The organism is Gallibacterium melopsittaci (assembly GCF_042433085.1).
In the GTDB taxonomy this organism is placed as follows: Bacteria; Pseudomonadota; Gammaproteobacteria; order Enterobacterales; family Pasteurellaceae; genus Gallibacterium; species Gallibacterium melopsittaci.
Genome location: NZ_JBHLWA010000037.1, coordinates 1 through 16851 on the forward strand (window position 1 = coordinate 1; position 16851 = coordinate 16851).

24 protein-coding genes, 4 tRNA genes and 1 pseudogene are annotated in these 16851 nt (G+C 37.6%); 4 read left to right on the forward strand and 25 right to left on the reverse strand.

Annotation, left to right across the window (positions count from 1 at the left end):
• From ACFFHT_RS08090 to ACFFHT_RS08110, 5 genes and pseudogenes are all read right to left on the reverse strand, one after another.
• A pseudogene (locus tag ACFFHT_RS08090) lies at positions 1 to 74 on the reverse strand (GTP-binding protein); the annotation flags it as partial.
• A 103-nt stretch (positions 75 to 177) separates the two neighbouring features.
• Positions 178 to 253: transfer RNA gene (locus ACFFHT_RS08095), tRNA-Thr, on the reverse strand.
• 1 nt (position 254) lies between these two features.
• Positions 255 to 329 (reverse strand) — tRNA-Gly (locus tag ACFFHT_RS08100).
• A 28-nt stretch (positions 330 to 357) separates the two neighbouring features.
• Positions 358 to 442 (reverse strand) — tRNA-Tyr (locus ACFFHT_RS08105).
• 32 nt (positions 443 to 474) lie between these two features.
• Positions 475 to 550 (reverse strand) — tRNA-Thr (locus tag ACFFHT_RS08110).
• 401 nt (positions 551 to 951) lie between these two features.
• On the opposite strand from ACFFHT_RS08110, the gene coaA reads away from it, so the two are divergent.
• Positions 952 to 1884, forward strand: coding sequence for a type I pantothenate kinase (gene coaA, locus ACFFHT_RS08115; RefSeq protein ID WP_382375182.1), 933 nt, complete (start codon positions 952 to 954; stop codon positions 1882 to 1884).
• Positions 1885 to 1891: 7 nt separating this feature from the next.
• On the opposite strand, the gene ACFFHT_RS08120 is transcribed toward coaA, so the two are convergent.
• A complete protein-coding gene (locus ACFFHT_RS08120) occupies positions 1892 to 2209 on the reverse strand; it encodes a DUF2322 family protein (RefSeq protein WP_382375184.1) in 318 nt (105 codons plus the stop codon).
• 50 nt (positions 2210 to 2259) lie between these two features.
• Between ACFFHT_RS08120 and ACFFHT_RS08125 the strand changes: the two genes are divergently transcribed.
• The 3 genes from ACFFHT_RS08125 (at position 2260) to pyrG (ending at position 5442) form a co-directional block, all read left to right on the forward strand.
• Positions 2260 to 2892: an ABC transporter ATP-binding protein gene (locus ACFFHT_RS08125; protein WP_382375186.1), complete on the forward strand. Its 633-nt coding sequence runs from the start codon at positions 2260 to 2262 to the stop codon at positions 2890 to 2892.
• Entirely contained in the window at positions 2885 to 3658 is a 774-nt protein-coding gene (locus tag ACFFHT_RS08130; RefSeq protein WP_382375188.1) for an ABC transporter permease, read from the forward strand. The genes ACFFHT_RS08125 and ACFFHT_RS08130 overlap by 8 nt, the downstream gene beginning before the upstream one ends.
• A gap of 146 nt (positions 3659 to 3804) precedes the next feature.
• Positions 3805 to 5442 carry a glutamine hydrolyzing CTP synthase gene (gene pyrG, locus ACFFHT_RS08135; protein WP_382375190.1) on the forward strand — a complete coding sequence of 546 codons (1638 nt, stop codon included), beginning with the start codon at positions 3805 to 3807 and terminating at the stop codon, positions 5440 to 5442.
• A 100-nt stretch (positions 5443 to 5542) separates the two neighbouring features.
• Here pyrG and murA read toward each other — a convergent pair whose 3' ends face one another.
• From murA to rplN, 19 genes are all read right to left on the reverse strand, one after another.
• Complete coding sequence (murA, locus tag ACFFHT_RS08140) at positions 5543 to 6814, reverse strand: UDP-N-acetylglucosamine 1-carboxyvinyltransferase (RefSeq protein ID WP_382375192.1); 1272 nt, start codon at positions 6812 to 6814, stop codon at positions 5543 to 5545.
• A gap of 149 nt (positions 6815 to 6963) precedes the next feature.
• Entirely contained in the window at positions 6964 to 8040 is a 1077-nt protein-coding gene (locus ACFFHT_RS08145; RefSeq protein ID WP_382375194.1) for an extracellular solute-binding protein, read from the reverse strand.
• Between the two features lie 181 nt (positions 8041 to 8221).
• Positions 8222 to 8611 carry a 50S ribosomal protein L17 gene (rplQ, locus tag ACFFHT_RS08150; protein ID WP_382375196.1) on the reverse strand — a complete coding sequence of 130 codons (390 nt, stop codon included), beginning with the start codon at positions 8609 to 8611 and terminating at the stop codon, positions 8222 to 8224.
• A 41-nt stretch (positions 8612 to 8652) separates the two neighbouring features.
• Entirely contained in the window at positions 8653 to 9636 is a 984-nt protein-coding gene (locus tag ACFFHT_RS08155; RefSeq protein ID WP_065234044.1) for a DNA-directed RNA polymerase subunit alpha, read from the reverse strand.
• Between the two features lie 28 nt (positions 9637 to 9664).
• On the reverse strand, positions 9665 to 10285 hold the full coding sequence (gene rpsD / locus ACFFHT_RS08160) for a 30S ribosomal protein S4 (protein ID WP_065234043.1): 621 nt from the start codon (positions 10283 to 10285) through the stop codon (positions 9665 to 9667).
• Between the two features lie 28 nt (positions 10286 to 10313).
• Positions 10314 to 10703, reverse strand: coding sequence for a 30S ribosomal protein S11 (gene rpsK / locus ACFFHT_RS08165; RefSeq protein ID WP_012072238.1), 390 nt, complete (start codon positions 10701 to 10703; stop codon positions 10314 to 10316).
• A gap of 15 nt (positions 10704 to 10718) precedes the next feature.
• Positions 10719 to 11075 carry a 30S ribosomal protein S13 gene (rpsM, locus tag ACFFHT_RS08170; RefSeq protein WP_013745942.1) on the reverse strand — a complete coding sequence of 119 codons (357 nt, stop codon included), beginning with the start codon at positions 11073 to 11075 and terminating at the stop codon, positions 10719 to 10721.
• A gap of 150 nt (positions 11076 to 11225) precedes the next feature.
• Positions 11226 to 11339: a 50S ribosomal protein L36 gene (gene rpmJ, locus ACFFHT_RS08175; RefSeq protein ID WP_005548767.1), complete on the reverse strand. Its 114-nt coding sequence runs from the start codon at positions 11337 to 11339 to the stop codon at positions 11226 to 11228.
• 31 nt (positions 11340 to 11370) lie between these two features.
• The gene (gene secY, locus ACFFHT_RS08180; protein ID WP_066108056.1) at positions 11371 to 12696 is read right to left on the reverse strand and encodes a preprotein translocase subunit SecY; all 1326 of its coding nucleotides are present in this window, start codon (positions 12694 to 12696) and stop codon (positions 11371 to 11373) included.
• 7 nt (positions 12697 to 12703) lie between these two features.
• Positions 12704 to 13138, reverse strand: a complete 435-nt coding sequence (rplO, locus tag ACFFHT_RS08185) for a 50S ribosomal protein L15 (RefSeq protein ID WP_382375200.1) — start codon at positions 13136 to 13138, stop codon at positions 12704 to 12706.
• 2 nt (positions 13139 to 13140) lie between these two features.
• Entirely contained in the window at positions 13141 to 13320 is a 180-nt protein-coding gene (rpmD, locus tag ACFFHT_RS08190) for a 50S ribosomal protein L30 (protein WP_013745945.1), read from the reverse strand.
• Between the two features lie 6 nt (positions 13321 to 13326).
• Positions 13327 to 13827: a 30S ribosomal protein S5 gene (gene rpsE / locus ACFFHT_RS08195; RefSeq protein ID WP_382375202.1), complete on the reverse strand. Its 501-nt coding sequence runs from the start codon at positions 13825 to 13827 to the stop codon at positions 13327 to 13329.
• A gap of 15 nt (positions 13828 to 13842) precedes the next feature.
• A complete protein-coding gene (rplR, locus tag ACFFHT_RS08200) occupies positions 13843 to 14196 on the reverse strand; it encodes a 50S ribosomal protein L18 (RefSeq protein ID WP_382375203.1) in 354 nt (117 codons plus the stop codon).
• Positions 14197 to 14209: 13 nt separating this feature from the next.
• Positions 14210 to 14743 (reverse strand): 50S ribosomal protein L6, encoded by a 534-nt coding sequence (gene rplF, locus ACFFHT_RS08205; RefSeq protein ID WP_382375205.1) that lies wholly within the window; start codon positions 14741 to 14743, stop codon positions 14210 to 14212.
• A 15-nt stretch (positions 14744 to 14758) separates the two neighbouring features.
• Complete coding sequence (gene rpsH, locus ACFFHT_RS08210; RefSeq protein ID WP_382375207.1) at positions 14759 to 15151, reverse strand: 30S ribosomal protein S8; 393 nt, start codon at positions 15149 to 15151, stop codon at positions 14759 to 14761.
• A gap of 38 nt (positions 15152 to 15189) precedes the next feature.
• Positions 15190 to 15495 carry a 30S ribosomal protein S14 gene (gene rpsN / locus ACFFHT_RS08215; RefSeq protein ID WP_382375209.1) on the reverse strand — a complete coding sequence of 102 codons (306 nt, stop codon included), beginning with the start codon at positions 15493 to 15495 and terminating at the stop codon, positions 15190 to 15192.
• A gap of 11 nt (positions 15496 to 15506) precedes the next feature.
• The gene (gene rplE / locus ACFFHT_RS08220; RefSeq protein ID WP_382375211.1) at positions 15507 to 16046 is read right to left on the reverse strand and encodes a 50S ribosomal protein L5; all 540 of its coding nucleotides are present in this window, start codon (positions 16044 to 16046) and stop codon (positions 15507 to 15509) included.
• A 15-nt stretch (positions 16047 to 16061) separates the two neighbouring features.
• Positions 16062 to 16385 carry a 50S ribosomal protein L24 gene (rplX, locus tag ACFFHT_RS08225; protein ID WP_382375213.1) on the reverse strand — a complete coding sequence of 108 codons (324 nt, stop codon included), beginning with the start codon at positions 16383 to 16385 and terminating at the stop codon, positions 16062 to 16064.
• Positions 16386 to 16398: 13 nt separating this feature from the next.
• A complete protein-coding gene (gene rplN, locus ACFFHT_RS08230; RefSeq protein ID WP_013745953.1) occupies positions 16399 to 16770 on the reverse strand; it encodes a 50S ribosomal protein L14 in 372 nt (123 codons plus the stop codon).
• Positions 16771 to 16851: the final 81 nt, after the last annotated feature.

The following is a 16851-nucleotide window of genomic DNA, read 5'->3' on the forward strand; positions in this document are numbered from 1 at the left end:
TTACCATGGTCAACGTGACCGATTGTACCCACGTTAACGTGCGGTTTTGTACGTTCAAATTTTTCTTTAGACATGGAAAGTCCCCTAAAAAAAACACGGTTATCGATGGCGTATAACTACCACATTAACCAAAGATAATTACAGGATATTGAATAAAAAAGGAAAGAAAAATAGAGGTGGTGCTGATAGGCGGATTTGAACCGCCGACCTCACCCTTACCAAGGGTGCGCTCTACCAACTGAGCTATATCAGCGTGGAGCGGGCAGCGGGAATCGAACCCGCATCATCAGCTTGGAAGGCTGAGGTAATAGCCATTATACGATGCCCGCACCTATATTCATCTGTCCCATCATAAAATGGTGGAGGGAGAAGGATTCGAACCTTCGAAGGCTGAGCCAACAGATTTACAGTCTGCCCCCTTTGGCCGCTCGGGAATCCCTCCACAACGCTAATGCTAATACTTACTTGAGAAGATGGTGCCGACTACCGGAATCGAACTGGTGACCTACTGATTACAAGTCAGTTGCTCTACCTGCTGAGCTAAGTCGGCATCGTTAAGCAAGTGAGGCGTATTATAGGGATCTTTTTTCTTCTGGCAAGACTTTTTTTGAAAAAAAATAGGATTTTTTATCGGTAGCCTAAATCTCAAGCAAAAATTGTCTGTTTTTTACAGTTTCCGTCTAAATTCCCAACAATCCAATCACCTCTTTTTATTTTTCTCCCTAAAATTACTCAGAAAATAGGGGCTTATTCCCTATATAAAAACGATTAAAATCATTCAAACCAATATCATTTCTTTTTTAATCCTCAATAATTGATAATTATCTATAAGCGTTCTTCATCTATAATTCAGAGTTAAATGATAGGATTTAATTACTTTTGCCTTTTCACGTTGCTTTCTATAACATACAGCCATAATCTCTCTAACTTCATTAAAATAAGAAGGGTGTTGTGATCAATCAACCTGCAAATAATTTTTCTCCTTTTTTAATTTTTGAACGTGAACAATGGGCGGCATTAAGAAAGTCTGTCCCGCTCTCACTTACTGAACAAGATTTAAAACCACTATTAAGTTTTAATGAAGAACTTTCTTTAGATGAAGTTCGTTCTATTTATCTCCCTTTAGTTCGTTTACTAAATTACTATATTGAAGAAAACTTACAACGCCATACCGTTATCCAACGTTTTTTGGATATTGATAAACCAAAGATTCCTTATATTATCAGTATTGCAGGTAGTGTAGCCGTTGGGAAAAGCACAACAGCACGTATTTTGCAGGCATTATTAACTGAAGAAAATCGACGTGTGGATTTAATTACTACTGATGGCTTTTTATATCCATTAGAAAAACTAAAACAGCTAGATTTATTAGGGAAAAAAGGATTTCCTGTATCATATGATACACATGCATTAATCCAATTTGTTTCTGATATTAAATCAGGAAAACAACATGTTAAAGCACCTGTTTACTCCCATCTTATTTATGACATCATCCCTAATAAATTTACCGAAATAAATCAACCAGATATTTTAATTATTGAGGGTTTAAATGTCTTACAACGTAGCCATAAATCCCATAATTTATTTGTATCTGATTTCGTAGATTTTTCTATTTTTGTCGATGCAGAAGAAACATTACTCAAAAGCTGGTATATCAAACGTTTTCTTAAATTTAGAAAGGGGGCTTTTGCTGATCCCAATTCTTATTTCCACCATTATGCAAAATTGACCGAGCAAGAAGCTATTGAAATAGCTTCTCATATCTGGGACACCATTAATGGCGTTAATCTACATGAAAATATTTTACCAACGAGAGAACGTGCAAGCCTAATTTTAGTAAAAGGGGAAGATCACGCCATTAATACCGTAAAATTAAGGAAATAAATTCAATTTATTTATGCAAAACCTGTAATTTCAATTGTTGATTTTTCTTGATTACTGCAAATAGCAAGTCAATATTAGGATGTTTTCCTGGATGTTGGCTTGCATCAATACAATGTTCTGCAAACCACTCTAATCCTTGTGTTGCACTCTCTTTATTCAACTGACAAGCAAATTTTTTTGCTAACGCATTATAAACCTGTAATGAACCTAATTTTCCCGGTATTGCTGGGATAGTATGAACAATCTCATCTTGTAAACTCAAAATATCAATTTGACGAATATCATCAATAGGTGGCAAGGTCATCAAAATTTGTTGGAAATTCATATACAATTTCTCCTGTTATTACAAATTATAGTATCCAGTTAAGGTAAGTTATGTCAGTTATTTTAAGTGCTGAAAATGTTGTCTTTCAGCAAAAAATTCGCTATCCCAAAATTGAAATCCCCGAAGGTCGAGCAACCTTTCTACAAGGGCCAAGTGGCTGTGGTAAAAGTACATTGTTACATTTATTTAATAGTACTCTACCACTTACTGAAGGAAAGATTTTATATAAAAATCAAAATATTCAACAACTTGATAAAATCACATTACGTCGTGAAATTCTTCTTGTCTCTCAACAAACCTATCTTTTTGCTGGTTCAATTTTGGAAAATTTTCAACAATATCATCATTATCGAGAAAGTGATATTCCATCTATTAACGACTTACAACAACACCTTAATATTTGCCAAGTACCTTTCTCTCTTCAACATCCTGTTACTAATTTATCAGGTGGAGAAAAACAAAGGGTATTCTTAGCAATTGCATTAAGTTTTAAACCTAATGTTTTAATGTTAGATGAACCTACTTCCGCATTAGATCCTACTGTTGCAAACCAAGTTTTAGCCAACTTAAAACAATATTGTTTACCTCGCACTACATTAATTGTCATTAGTCATGATCATACGCTCACACAACGTTATGCCGATCATATTATTGAATTAAACAAGGAGATTGGCGATGAATAATATTACTGAAATTCAATTAGTTAATTTTAGCTTGGTTTATTTACTTCTATTAATCGTGCTTTTTATTATGAAAAAGTGCCAGATTAACCAATCAAAATTGCTGTTTGTTGCTAGCCTACGTATGACAATCCAGTTAATTCTAGCTGGTTTTATTCTTACTTATATTTTTAAAAATCCACACCCTATTTTTACAGTACTCTACCTTATTGCAATGATTATTTTTGCGGTACATCGTGTACTGTCAAAAAATCCTAGTTTGAATAGACATTTTAAATACGCAATAGCTGGATCAATTTCGTTATCAGGACTAGCGGTATTAGCCTTTTTCATTATTGTAGTCGTTAAAGAAAACTTCTTTCATCCTCAATATGTTATCCCACTTAGTGGCATGATTATGGGGAATGCTATGACTGGGGTAAATCTTGGCGTAAAAACCTTCCGTGAAAGTTTAGCCAGTGAACGCCAACGTATAGAAACACTGTTAAATTTTGGCACTACACCACAACGTATTTTAACGCCATTTGTAAATCAAGCATTGGAAAGTGCATTATTACCAACGTTAAACTCAATGGTCGGTATGGGTATTGTTGCGTTACCAGGTTTAATGACGGGGCAAATTCTCTCGGGTACCTTACCAAGTACAGCGATTCTTTATCAAATTGCAATTATGATTGCGATCTGTACTGCCGTTTGTTTATCTGTCTTTGGTTCACTCTATTTCGGTTATCGTTCTTTATACAATAAGGATCAACAAATGACTTGGTAATGAATTTAGAGATTGTCTTTCAAGGCAATCTCTGATTCTTAGATTGAGTTAAATTTATAAATCCTGTAAACTATCATCCCGTCTTGATACTTAGGTATCTCTCAATCTTAAATTTCCACTCACTTTTTATTAAATAGGCATAAACAATGGCAACCAATTATATTTTTGTCACAGGCGGTGTCGTTTCTTCTTTAGGTAAAGGTATCGCAGCGGCATCGCTTGCTGCTATTTTAGAAGCTCGTGGGCTAAATGTTACCATGATGAAACTAGATCCTTACATCAATGTCGATCCAGGCACAATGAGCCCAACACAACATGGTGAGGTATTTGTTACTCAAGACGGCGCAGAAACCGATCTCGATTTAGGACATTATGAACGTTTTATCCGTACCAAAATGACTAAACGTAATAACTTTACTACGGGGAAAATCTATTCTGAAGTATTACGTAAAGAGCGTCGCGGCGATTATCTTGGCGCAACAATTCAAGTTATTCCTCATATCACCAATGAAATTAAAGCAAAAGTTATTGAAGGTGCAGCGGGACACGATGTTGTTATTGTCGAGGTTGGTGGAACCGTTGGTGATATTGAGTCTTTACCATTCTTAGAAGCATTGCGTCAACTTGCCGTGCAGGTCGGTAGAGAAAGAACATTATTTATGCACTTAACACTGGTACCTTATATTGCAACAGCTGGTGAAGTGAAAACAAAACCAACACAACATTCAGTGAAGGAATTGCTATCAATCGGTATTCAACCAGATGTATTAATCTGCCGTTCTGATCGCATTATTCCACCAAATGAACGTGCTAAGATTGCACTTTTCTGTAATGTGCCGGAAAAAGCGGTTATCTCATTAAAAGATGTTAATTCCATTTATCAGATCCCAGCATTACTAAAATCTCAAGGCTTAGATGACTTTATTTGTCAACGTTTCCATTTAGATTGCCCAGAAGCGGATCTTTCTGAATGGGAAAATGTACTATATCAAGAGGCAAATCCAACAGGTGAAGTTACCATTGGGATGGTTGGAAAATATACTGAATTACCAGATGCCTATAAATCAGTAAATGAAGCACTTAAACACGGTGGCTTAAAAAATAGATTAAGTGTGAATATTAAATATATTGATTCACAAGATATTGAATCAAAAGGAACTGATTTATTAAAAGGCTTAGATGCAATTCTTGTTCCAGGTGGTTTTGGTTATCGTGGTATTGAAGGCAAAATTCTGACCGCACAATACGCACGCGAAAATAATATTCCTTATTTAGGTATTTGCCTAGGAATGCAAATTGCCTTAATTGAATATGCTCGTCATGTTGCAGGAATGAAAGACGCAAGTTCATCAGAATTTGATAAAAATTGTCCTCAACCTGTCATTGGGTTAATTACGGAATGGCAAGATGCTGATGGAAATGTTGAAGTTCGTAGTGATAAATCAGATCTTGGTGGAACAATGCGCCTCGGTGCCCAACAATGTCATTTAGTGGAAGGAAGCTTAGCTCGCCAATTATATGGCAAAGAAACCATTGAAGAGCGTCATCGCCACCGTTATGAAGTAAACAATAAACTATTACCGCAAATTGAAAAAGCAGGTTTAAAAGTTACTGGTTGGTCAGCAGACAAAAAATTGGTAGAAATTATCGAAGTACCAAATCATCCTTGGTTTGTTGCTTGTCAATTCCATCCAGAATTTACTTCAACTCCTCGTGATGGACATCCATTATTTGAAGGATTTATTAAAGCAGCTTATGCTTATCAAAAACAACAAAAAAACTAATCTAATCACTAAAACATAAATTAAAAAATCTGCACTACCGTTAGTTAAAACTAATTTTGTGCAGATTTTTTATTTCAAAAGAACTACAAATTTATAAGGCTTATGCTTCGTTATCAGAAAAACGTTCAATACGGGCTCCTAAGCCACGCAATTTTTCTTCAATATGCTCATAACCACGATCAATATGATAAATACGGTCAACAATAGTTTCACCTTGGGCAATACATCCCGCAATGACTAAACTAGCTGAAGCACGTAAATCTGTCGCCATCACTTCTGCACCAGAAAGATGATCTACACCATGACAAATAGCGGTATTACCTTCAATTTCGGCCTTACCCCCCATACGAATCAATTCAGGAATATGCATAAAACGATTCTCAAAAATAGTCTCAGTAATAATTCCTGTTCCACTCGCTACCATATTTAACAACGTAAATTGTGCTTGCATATCAGTTGGGAATCCTGGATGTGGTGCAGTACGAATATTGACAGCCTTTGGCCGTTGCCCAAACATATCTAATGTAATGCTATCTTCAGTAACATCAATTTGTGCACCTGCTTCACGTAATTTTTCAATCACTACTTCTAAAGTATTCGCTCGTGTACCAAGACATTCTACTCGTCCCCCTGATACCGCAGCCGCAACAAGGAATGTTCCTGTTTCAATACGATCTGGAATTACTGTATGTTCACAACCACCTAAACGTTCAACACCTTCAACTGTTATTGTATCTGTCCCAGCACCTTGAATGTTTGCCCCCATTTTATTGAGAAACTCTGCTGTATCGACAATTTCAGGTTCTCTTGCGGCATTTTCAATAATAGTTGTACCTTTTGCGAGAACTGCAGCCGTCATAATTGAGATAGTCGCCCCAACACTGACTTTATCAATAACAATACGTGTCCCTTGTAAACGCGATGATACAAATGATTTCACATAACCATCTTCTAAGATAATTTTTGCACCTAATTTTTCTAAACCTGAAATATGAAGGTCAACTGGTCTAGCACCAATCGAACAACCTCCAGGCAAAGAGACTTGACCTTGATTAAAACGAGCTGTCAGTGGAGCAAGCGCCCAAATAGAAGCCCTCATAGTTTTGACTAGTTCATAAGGAGTAACAAAACTAGTCACATTACTCGCATCAATACAAACGGTTTGCTCACCGCACCAATCTGCTTTAATTCCCAATTTATGTAAAATCTTCAAAGTGGTTTCAATATCACGCAAGCGCGGGACGTTATGTAACGTAACTGGCTCTTCAGCAAGAATAGAAGCAAATAAAATCGGTAATGCTGCATTCTTAGCCCCAGAAATATTAACTGTACCTTTTAAGCAAGCTCGCCCATGAACACGAAACTTTTCCATAATAATTCCTATAAAACTTCTTTTAATTCAATTATTTGAATAACAATATTTAATTAATACAACTCCCTCATTATGCTGATACATAATGAGGGAGCCTCAAATGTGTTCTTAATTATATACATTTCTTAAGAGAAAATCGTTGAAAAACCTTAATTAGTTTTCAACTTATTCCAATATTTTTCATAAATATCAATGGCATCTCCAACATCTTCTTGAAGAATACCTTTCCTTAGTTCTTCTTGTGTTGGGAAAAGAGTAGGATCATTAACATCTTCTTTGGAAAGTAAGGATTTTACTCCCTCATTTGGCATCGAAAATCCCATTGTTTCTATCACTTCCTTAGCACTTTCTGGACGTAACATAAAATCAATGAATTTATATGCCGCATCCTTATGCTTAGCTTTCTTAGGAATAGCATAATTATCCATCCAAATAATTACACCTTCTTTTGGAAAAATAAATTGGATATTCTCATTTTCTTTATGAGCACGAAAAGCAGAACCATTCCAAATCATTCCTAACGAAACTTCACCTTGAAGGTATGGTACATCTGGAGAATCTGAATTAAATGCTAAAACATTTGGGATAAGTTTTTGTAACAAATGGTATGCAGACTCAATTTCTGAGGCATTTCTTGTATTAGGTGAAAATCCTTTAAGTAATAACGCAATATGGAATACTTCTCGAGAATCGGCAGTTAATAGCACTTTTCCTTTATATGCTGGATTCCACAAATCACTCCAACTTGTAATCTTTTTAGGATCAATTTCTGTCGAATTTACTCCTATTCCCGTCAAACCATAAACATATGGTAAAGAATATTGATTATGTGGATCAAAAGACTTATCTAATAACTCTGGCGTAATCTGAGATAAATTTTTCAATTTATTTTTATTTAATTTTTCCAACATCCCTTCCTTAGCCATTTTACCAATATAATAACTAGATGGAAAAACTAGATCGTACTCACCACCATTAGTCAGCTTCATCTTTGAATACATTTCTTCATTACTTTCAAAAGTAGAATAGACCACTTCAATTCCTGTTTCTTTTGTAAATTGGCTAATCAAAGATGTGGGAATATATTCTGTCCAGTTATATATATAAAGTTTTTCTGCAAATAGAGATGAGCTAAATAAAATAGGAAAGGAAAATAAAATTGGTTTCAATAATTTAGAAAAAGATAAAAATTTCAATTTACGAGTCCTCCAGAGCCTGCTTTTCATACAGCAAAACAGCAATTAATCAAAAACTTGTCGAGTATAACAAGTAATTATGTACTTTAAAAATAAAAAACTCTCGCAAACTGCAATAACTTTATTCCAAAAAGTTATTTATATATTTTAAATATAAAAAAACTGCATCTATTATTTTAGATGCAGTTTTTAGACAAAAATGAATAGCGAATTATTCAGCCGCAGCTACTGCTTCTTCAGTAACTTGACGATCTACTAATTCAATATATGCCATTGGCGCATTATCACCGGCACGGAATCCACATTTTAAAATACGAGTATAACCACCCGCACGTTGTGCAAAACGTGGACCTAATTCATTAAATAATTTAGCAACAACTGCGTTGTCGCGAACACGAGCAAAAGCTAGACGGCGATTTGCAACGCTATCTACTTTAGCTAAAGTAATTAACGGCTCAACTACACGACGTAATTCTTTTGCTTTAGGCAATGTAGTCTTGATGATCTCATGACTAACTAAAGAACTTGCCATATTACGAAACATCGCTTGACGATGACTGCTATTACGGTTTAGTTGACGACCACTCTTACGATGGCGCATGACCTTATCCTTCTCAGAAAAATCTTTAACCTATGACCAAACTAGTCTTCGGCAATACCTGCCGGTGGCCAATTCTCAAGGCGCATACCAAGTGATAAACCACGAGAAGCAAGCACATCCTTAATTTCAGTAAGTGATTTCTTACCAAGATTAGGTGTTTTAAGTAACTCAACTTCTGTACGTTGGACTAAATCACCGATATAGTGAATTGTTTCTGCTTTCAAACAGTTAGCAGAACGAACTGTCAACTCTAAGTCATCCACTGGACGAAGTAAAATCGGATCAAACTCTGGTTTTTCTTCTTTGACTTCTGGTTGACGAACATCACGCAAATCAACGAATGCATCAAGCTGTTCTGCTAAAATTGTTGCTGCTCGACGAATTGCTTCTTCTGGATCCAATGTTCCATTAGTTTCCATTTCAATAACTAACTTATCTAAGTCAGTACGTTGTTCGACACGTGCTGCTTCAACATTATAAGCAATACGGTCAACTGGACTATAACACGCATCCACTAACAAACGACCAATAGGACGTTCTTCATCATGTACACGAGCTGAAGCTGGAACATATCCTCTTCCACGTTGTACACGAATGCGCATATTAATAGACGCATTTTCATCTGTCAAATGACAAATGACATGATCCGGATTTACAATCTCAACATCACCATCGTGGGTGATGTCCGCGGCAACAACAGGGCCAATTCCAGATTTTGTTAGTGTCAGAAATACGTCATCTTTATTCTGCACTTTAACCGCTAGACCTTTTAAGTTTAAAAGCACTTCAAGAATATCTTCCTGAACCCCTTCTTTACTGCTGTACTCATGCAATACGCCATCAATTTCAACTTCTGTCACTGCACAACCTGGCATAGATGACAAAAGAATACGACGTAAAGCATTACCCAATGTATGGCCAAAGCCACGTTCTAACGGCTCTAAGGTCACTTTAGCATGGGTAGAGCTAATTTGCTCAATATCTACTAAGTGTGGCTTTAAAAATTCTGTAACAGAACCCTGCATTTTATCCTCTCTTTGCTGTTAAGCTCTATTATTTAGAGTAAAGCTCAACGATCAGATGTTCGTTAATGTCTGCTGATAAATCAGAACGTTCTGGAATACGTTTGAAAACACCTTCCATTTTAGCAGCATCGACTTCTAACCAAGTTGGTTTTTCTCTTTGTTCTGCTAATTCTAATGATGCTTTAATACGTGCTTGTTTTTTAGATTTTTCACGTACTGCGATAACATCATCAACAGAAACTTGGTAAGAAGGAATGTTTACTACACGTCCATTAACAACAATAGCCTTATGACTAACTAATTGACGAGCTTCTGCACGTGTTGCTGCAAATCCCATACGATATACAACATTATCTAAACGACCTTCCAATAACACTAATAAGTTTTCACCTGTGTTACCTTTCAAGCGGTTAGCTTCTTTGTAATAGTTACGGAATTGACGTTCTAAAATGCCGTACATACGACGAACTTTTTGTTTCTCACGTAATTGACTACCATAGTCAGATAAACGTGGCTTACGTGCACCGTGTTGACCTGGTGCAGTATCAATTTTACATTTTGACTCAATCGCACGAACACCTGACTTCAAAAATAAGTCTGTGCCCTCACGACGGCTTAGTTTGAGCTTAGGCCCCAAATATCTTGCCATTTTCTTTCTCCAACTATCCTAATACGTCTTACACACGACGTTTTTTCGGTGGACGACAACCGTTATGAGGAATCGGAGTCACATCAGTAATATTAGTGATGCGGAATCCAGCTGCATTTAATGCACGGATTGTTGACTCACGACCAGGACCAGGTCCTTTAACCATAACTTCCAAGTTCTTTAAGCCGAATTCTTTAACCATTTCGGCACAACGTTCTGCAGCAACTTGTGCAGCAAACGGAGTAGATTTACGAGAACCACGGAAACCTGAACCACCTGCGGTTGCCCATGCTAGAGCATTACCTTGGCGATCAGTGATCGTAACAATAGTATTGTTGAAAGAAGCATGAATATGAGCCACGCCATCTACAACTTGTTTTTTTACACGCTTACGCGCACGAACTGGTGTTTTAGCCATTATCATTTACCCCGATTATTTCTTGATCGGTTTGCGTGGGCCCTTACGGGTACGCGCGTTAGTTTTAGTACGTTGACCACGTACCGGTAAGCTACGACGATGACGTAATCCACGGTAGCATCCTAAGTCTAAAAGACGTTTAATGTTTAGTGTTACTTCACGACGTAAATCACCTTCAACGGTAAATTTACCAACTTCGTCACGCAGTTTATCAATCTGCTCTTCAGACAATTCGCTGATCTTAACGCTTCCAGCAATACCCACTGCATCACAAATATGTTGTGCACGGGTTTTACCGATTCCATAGATTGCTGTTAAAGCAATTACAGCGTGTTTATGATCAGGAATGTTAATGCCTGCAATACGGGCCACTATGCACTCCTATTTTTTTGATTAACAAAAATCTGGTATGTTGATCTGAAAAGCCCGTTTCAGGATACTCAAACAACATACCAATACACTACATAAAAGAGTCGAGCAGTATACCTACTCAACCGATTCTTTTCAAGAAAAATATATCAATTAACCTTGACGTTGTTTATGTTTAGGATCGCTGCAAAGCACACGAACTACGCCTTCACGTTTAACAATCTTACAGTTACGACATAATTTCTTTACGGACGCACGAACTTTCATTGCTTATCCTTTTTAACTTAAAAGACAAATATTATTGTCTTGTCCCTTTAAGGTTTGCTTTTTTCAACACCGATTCATATTGACTTGACATCAAATGACTTTGAACCTGAGCGATGAAATCCATAATTACTACTACAACAATCAGTAATGAAGTACCGCCAAAATAGAATTGGACGTTCCATGCTGATGTCATAATATACGGAACCAAACATACAAAGGTAACATAAAGACCACCAATTAATGCTAAACGGGTCATTATCTTATCAATGTAACGTGATGTTTGTTCCCCCGGTCTAATTCCTGGCAAAAATGCACCAGATTTTTTCAAATTATCCGCTGTATCTCGAGGATTATATTGCATTGCTGAATAAAAGAAGCTAAAGAATATAATCGCTACTGCATATAGAATCAAGTATAAAGGTTGACCTGGATGTAATAACATAGATAAGTCATTTAACCAATCAAGACCTTGTCCTTGACCAAACCATTGAGTAATTGTTGCTGGGAATAAGATAATACTTGATGCAAAGATCGCTGGGATAACCCCCGCCATATTAACTTTAAGTGGCAAATGCGAACTTTGTGCCGCTAACATATGACGTCCTTGTTGACGTTTTGCATAGTTAACAACTAATCTTCTTTGTCCACGTTCTACAAATACAACAAAATAAGTTACTGCAAATACAACAACAGCAATTAATAAGAGAACTAACAGATGCATCTGACCTTGACGAGCCTGTTCGATTGTATGAGCAATCGCAGCAGGTAACCCTGCCACAATACCTGCAAAGATAATCAAAGAAATACCGTTACCTACGCCTCTTTCTGTGATTTGTTCACCTAACCACATTAAGAACATAGTTCCTGTTACCAAACTGATAACCGCGGTAAAGTAAAAACCAAATCCAAGATTTGGCACTAATCCAGGCAACATATTAGGCAATCCTGTAGAAATACCAATTGCCTGAATCGTTGCTAATGCTAATGTAGAATAACGAGTATATTTGCTAATCTTACGTCTACCAGCTTCCCCTTCTTTTTTCAGTTCAGCTAACGCAGGATAAACAGACGTCAATAATTGAATAATGATCGATGCCGAAATATACGGCATAATCCCTAAAGCAAATACTGAAGCACGACTTAAGGCACCACCAGAAAACATGTTGAACATATCTACGATAGTACCTTTTTGTTGTTCAATAACTTGTGCCAGTACAGCAGAATCAATGCCAGGAACCGGGATGAAAGATCCAATGCGGAATACAATAAGGGCACCTAAAACAAATAATAAACGGCGCTTTAATTCACTTGTACCGCTCTGAGTACTTCTATTTTGATATCCCGGTTGTTTAGCCATCTGTTAATTATTCCTCAATTGAACCGCCAGCAGCTTCAATTGCTGCTTTAGCACCTTTAGTTACGCGTAAACCACGTACCACGATACCAGATTTAACTTCACCTGAAAGAATAATTTTTGCAAATTGAATTTCAGAAGAAATCACTTTAGCTTCTTTTAGAGATTCTAGAGTAATTTCATTACCAGAAACTTTTGCTAAATCACTTAAACGAACCTCAGCTGTTAAAGCCGCTTTCATTGAAGTAAAACCAAACTTAGGTAAACGACGGTATAAAGGCATTTGACCACCTTCAAAACCACGTCTTACACCACCGCCGGTACGTGCTTTTTGACCTTTATGACCACGACCACCAGTTTTACCTAAACCAGAGCCGATACCACGTCCAAGACGTTTTGCGCTGTGTTTAGAACCTTCAGCCGGAGATAGAGTATTTAAACGCATTATTACTCCTCCACTTTAACCATGTATGATACTTGATTGATCATACCTCTAACTGCTGCAGTATCAACCAACTCAACAGTGTGGTTAAGATGACGAAGACCTAAACCACGTAAAGTAGCTTTATGCTTTGGTAAACGACCAATTGAACTACGAGTTTGAGTTACTTTAATAGTTTTTGCCATGATCAATTACCCCAAAATTTCATCAACTGTTTTACCACGTTTAGCTGCGACCATTTCTGGTGATTTCATATTAGCTAACGCATCAATCGTAGCACGAACTACATTGATTGGGTTTGTTGAACCGTATGCTTTTGATAGTACGTTACGAATGCCTGCCACTTCTAATACTGCACGCATTGCACCACCTGCGATGATACCTGTACCTTCGCTTGCTGGTTGCATAAATACACGAGAACCAGTATGGCTACCTTTAATAGGATGTTGTAATGTACCTTCATTTAAAGCTACGTTTATCATATTGCGACGAGCTTTTTCCATCGCTTTTTGGATCGCTGCTGGAACTTCGCGTGCTTTACCATAACCAAAACCAACACGGCCATTACCATCACCTACTACTGTTAAAGCAGTAAAGCTCATAATACGACCACCTTTTACTGTTTTTGATACACGGTTTACCGCGATTAGCTTCTCTTGCAGTTCACCAGCTTGTTTTTCGATGCTTGCCATCTCAAATTACCTCTATTAGAACTGTAGACCAGCTTCACGAGCAGCGTCTGCTAACGACTGCACACGACCATGATATTTAAAACCTGAACGATCAAAGGCAACTTCTTTAATACCTTTTTCTAAAGCACGTTCAGCAACTAATTTACCAACTACCGCTGCAGCTTCTTTATTTCCAGTATATTTCACTTGCTCACGGATCGCTTTCTCAAGAGTAGAAGCTGTAGCAAGCACTTCTGAACCGTTAGGTGCAATAACTTGAGCATAAATATGACGTGGAGTACGGTGTACTACCAAACGTGTTGCACCTTGCTCTTTAATCATACGACGTGCACGGGTCGCACGACGAAGACGAGCCAATTTTTTATCCATAGTGTTACCCTACTTATTTCTTCTTAGCCTCTTTAGTACGAACCACTTCATCAGCGTAACGTACTCCCTTACCTTTATAAGGTTCAGGGCGACGGTAAGCACGAATATCTGCAGCAACTTGCCCGATTAATTGCTTATCTGCGCCTTTCAAAATAATCTCAGTTTGAGAAGGACATTCCGCTACAATACCTGCTGGTAAGGTATGCTCAATTGGATGAGAATAACCTAAACTTAATGCAAGTACATTACCCTTGATTTGTGCTCTGTAACCAACACCAACCAATTGTAATTTTTTAGTAAATCCTTCAGTAACACCAATAACCATTGCATTTACTAACGCACGTGCTGTACCAGCTTGTGCATCCGCACCAGCCATTTCTAAACGTGGAGCGAAATGTAATGCGTTGTTATCAATTGTAACTTCAACTGCTTTATGAATATTGCGAGTTAACTCGCCAGTTTTACCTTTTACTGTTAATAGCTGTCCGTCGAGTTTTACCTCTACACCGGCAGGAATATTAACAGGTGCTTTTGCGACACGAGACATTTTCCTACCTCACTATTAAGCTACATAACAAATGATTTCACCGCCCAATCCTGCTTGACGTGCAGCACGGTCAGTCATAACACCTTTAGATGTAGAAACAACAGCAATACCTAAACCACCTAATACTTTTGGTAATTCGTCTTTACGTTTATAAATACGAAGACCAGGACGGCTTACACGTTGAATAGTTTCTACAACTGGTTTTCCTTGGAAATATTTTAAAGTAATTTCCAATTCAGGTTTTACACCTTCAATAATTTTAAAGCTCTCAATATAACCTTCAGCAGCTAGAACGTTGGCAATTGCCACTTTTAGCTTGGATGAAGGCATGTTGATCGCAACCTTATTCGCAGCTTGACCGTTACGAATACGGGTCAACATATCTGCTATTGGATCTTGCATGCTCATGTGTCTTTACTCCCATGATTCCAAAATAAAGTGGTATATTACCAACTCGCTTTTCTAAGGCCTGGAATTTCTCCACGCATTGCTGCTTCACGAACCTTAATACGGCTTAAACCAAATTTACGCAATACACCGTGTGGACGACCAGTTTGACGGCAACGATTACGTTGACGACTTGGGCTTGAATCACGTGGTAAAGTTTGTAACTTTAACACTGCATTCCAACGGTCTTCATCAGAAGAATTAACATCAGAAATAATTCTTTTTAATTCTTGACGTTTTGCGTAGTATTTTTCAGCTAACTCAACACGTTTTACATCACGTGCTTTCATTGATTGTTTTGCCATTAGAACCTGCCTTATTTACGGAATGGGAAGTTAAAGGCAGCAAGTAGTGCTTGACCTTCTTCATCTGTTTTCGCAGTAGTGGTGATAGTAATATCTAAACCACGTACACGATCCACTTTATCATAGTCGATTTCAGGGAAGATGATTTGTTCACGCACACCCATGCTGTAGTTACCACGACCATCGAAAGACTTCGCATTTAAACCACGGAAGTCACGAATACGTGGAACAGCAATAGAAATTAATCGTTCAAAGAACTCCCACATACGCTCACCGCGTAGGGTTACTTTACAACCGATCGGATATCCCTGACGAATCTTAAAGCCTGCAACAGATTTGCGAGCTTTAGTGATTAAAGGTTTTTGACCGCTGATTGCTGCTAAATCTGCTACTGCATTATCTAGCAATTTTTTGTCGGTCAATGCTTCACCCACACCCATGTTTAGGGTTATCTTCTCGATTCGTGGGACTTGCATGACAGATTTGTAGCCGAATTTTGTTTTTAATTCGTTTACTACTTGATCTCTGTAGTAATCATGCAGTTTCGCCATCGCATTACTCCAGTTTTACTTAATTGTTTCACCAGTAGATTTGAAGAAACGAACTTTTTTGCCATCTTCAAATCTGAAACCTACTCGGTCAGCTTTATTAGTTGACGGATTGAAAATTGCTACGTTAGAAACATCAATTGGCGCTTCTTTACGCACGATACCACCTTGTTTTCCTAGTGCAGGAACTGGCTTCTCATGTTTAGCAATTAAATTTAAACCTTCAACGATTACTTTACCGTTAGGTAATACCTTTGTTACTTTTCCACGTTTGCCTTTACCTTTGGCAACGCTACCAGTGATCATAATCACTTCATCATTTTGACGGATTTTTGTAGCCATTTCTCACTTCTCCTTACAGTACTTCTGGAGCCAAAGAAATAATCTTCATAAACTTCTCTGAACGAAGTTCACGAGTTACTGGTCCGAAAATACGTGTACCGATTGGTTGCTCACTATTATTATTTAAAATAACGCAAGCATTACCATCGAAGCGAATAACTGACCCGTCTGGGCGACGAACACCCTTCTTGGTGCGCACAACAACTGCTTTAAGTACATCACCTTTTTTCACTTTACCGCGAGGAATTGCTTCTTTCACAGTAACTTTGATGATATCACCAACAGCAGCATAACGACGGTGCGATCCACCTAGAACCTTGATACACATTACGCTACGAGCGCCTGAGTTATCAGCAACGTCTAGCATAGTCTGTTCTTGGATCATGTTAGTACTCCGCTAAAATTAAAAAAACCCTTTCGGGACAAATTTACCTCTATCTCACCCTACAGGCGGATAGGGTGCGGA

Coding starts and splice junctions, on each gene's coding strand:
- ACFFHT_RS08120 (WP_382375184.1), bottom strand. CDS start 2,209: ATGAATTTCCAACAAATTTTGATGACCTTGCCACCTATTGATGATATT.
- ACFFHT_RS08125 (WP_382375186.1), top strand. CDS start 2,260: ATGTCAGTTATTTTAAGTGCTGAAAATGTTGTCTTTCAGCAAAAAATT.
- ACFFHT_RS08130 (WP_382375188.1), top strand. CDS start 2,885: ATGAATAATATTACTGAAATTCAATTAGTTAATTTTAGCTTGGTTTAT.
- pyrG (WP_382375190.1), top strand. CDS start 3,805: ATGGCAACCAATTATATTTTTGTCACAGGCGGTGTCGTTTCTTCTTTA.
- murA (WP_382375192.1), bottom strand. CDS start 6,814: ATGGAAAAGTTTCGTGTTCATGGGCGAGCTTGCTTAAAAGGTACAGTT.
- ACFFHT_RS08145 (WP_382375194.1), bottom strand. CDS start 8,040: ATGAAAAGCAGGCTCTGGAGGACTCGTAAATTGAAATTTTTATCTTTT.
- rplQ (WP_382375196.1), bottom strand. CDS start 8,611: ATGCGCCATCGTAAGAGTGGTCGTCAACTAAACCGTAATAGCAGTCAT.
- ACFFHT_RS08155 (WP_065234044.1), bottom strand. CDS start 9,636: ATGCAGGGTTCTGTTACAGAATTTTTAAAGCCACACTTAGTAGATATT.
- rpsD (WP_065234043.1), bottom strand. CDS start 10,285: ATGGCAAGATATTTGGGGCCTAAGCTCAAACTAAGCCGTCGTGAGGGC.
- rpsK (WP_012072238.1), bottom strand. CDS start 10,703: ATGGCTAAAACACCAGTTCGTGCGCGTAAGCGTGTAAAAAAACAAGTT.
- rpmJ (WP_005548767.1), bottom strand. CDS start 11,339: ATGAAAGTTCGTGCGTCCGTAAAGAAATTATGTCGTAACTGTAAGATT.
- secY (WP_066108056.1), bottom strand. CDS start 12,696: ATGGCTAAACAACCGGGATATCAAAATAGAAGTACTCAGAGCGGTACA.
- rplO (WP_382375200.1), bottom strand. CDS start 13,138: ATGCGTTTAAATACTCTATCTCCGGCTGAAGGTTCTAAACACAGCGCA.
- rpmD (WP_013745945.1), bottom strand. CDS start 13,320: ATGGCAAAAACTATTAAAGTAACTCAAACTCGTAGTTCAATTGGTCGT.
- rpsE (WP_382375202.1), bottom strand. CDS start 13,827: ATGGCAAGCATCGAAAAACAAGCTGGTGAACTGCAAGAGAAGCTAATC.
- rplR (WP_382375203.1), bottom strand. CDS start 14,196: ATGGATAAAAAATTGGCTCGTCTTCGTCGTGCGACCCGTGCACGTCGT.
- rplF (WP_382375205.1), bottom strand. CDS start 14,743: ATGTCTCGTGTCGCAAAAGCACCTGTTAATATTCCTGCCGGTGTAGAG.
- rpsH (WP_382375207.1), bottom strand. CDS start 15,151: ATGAGCATGCAAGATCCAATAGCAGATATGTTGACCCGTATTCGTAAC.
- rpsN (WP_382375209.1), bottom strand. CDS start 15,495: ATGGCAAAACAATCAATGAAAGCACGTGATGTAAAACGTGTTGAGTTA.
- rplE (WP_382375211.1), bottom strand. CDS start 16,046: ATGGCGAAACTGCATGATTACTACAGAGATCAAGTAGTAAACGAATTA.
- rplX (WP_382375213.1), bottom strand. CDS start 16,385: ATGGCTACAAAAATCCGTCAAAATGATGAAGTGATTATGATCACTGGT.
- rplN (WP_013745953.1), bottom strand. CDS start 16,770: ATGATCCAAGAACAGACTATGCTAGACGTTGCTGATAACTCAGGCGCT.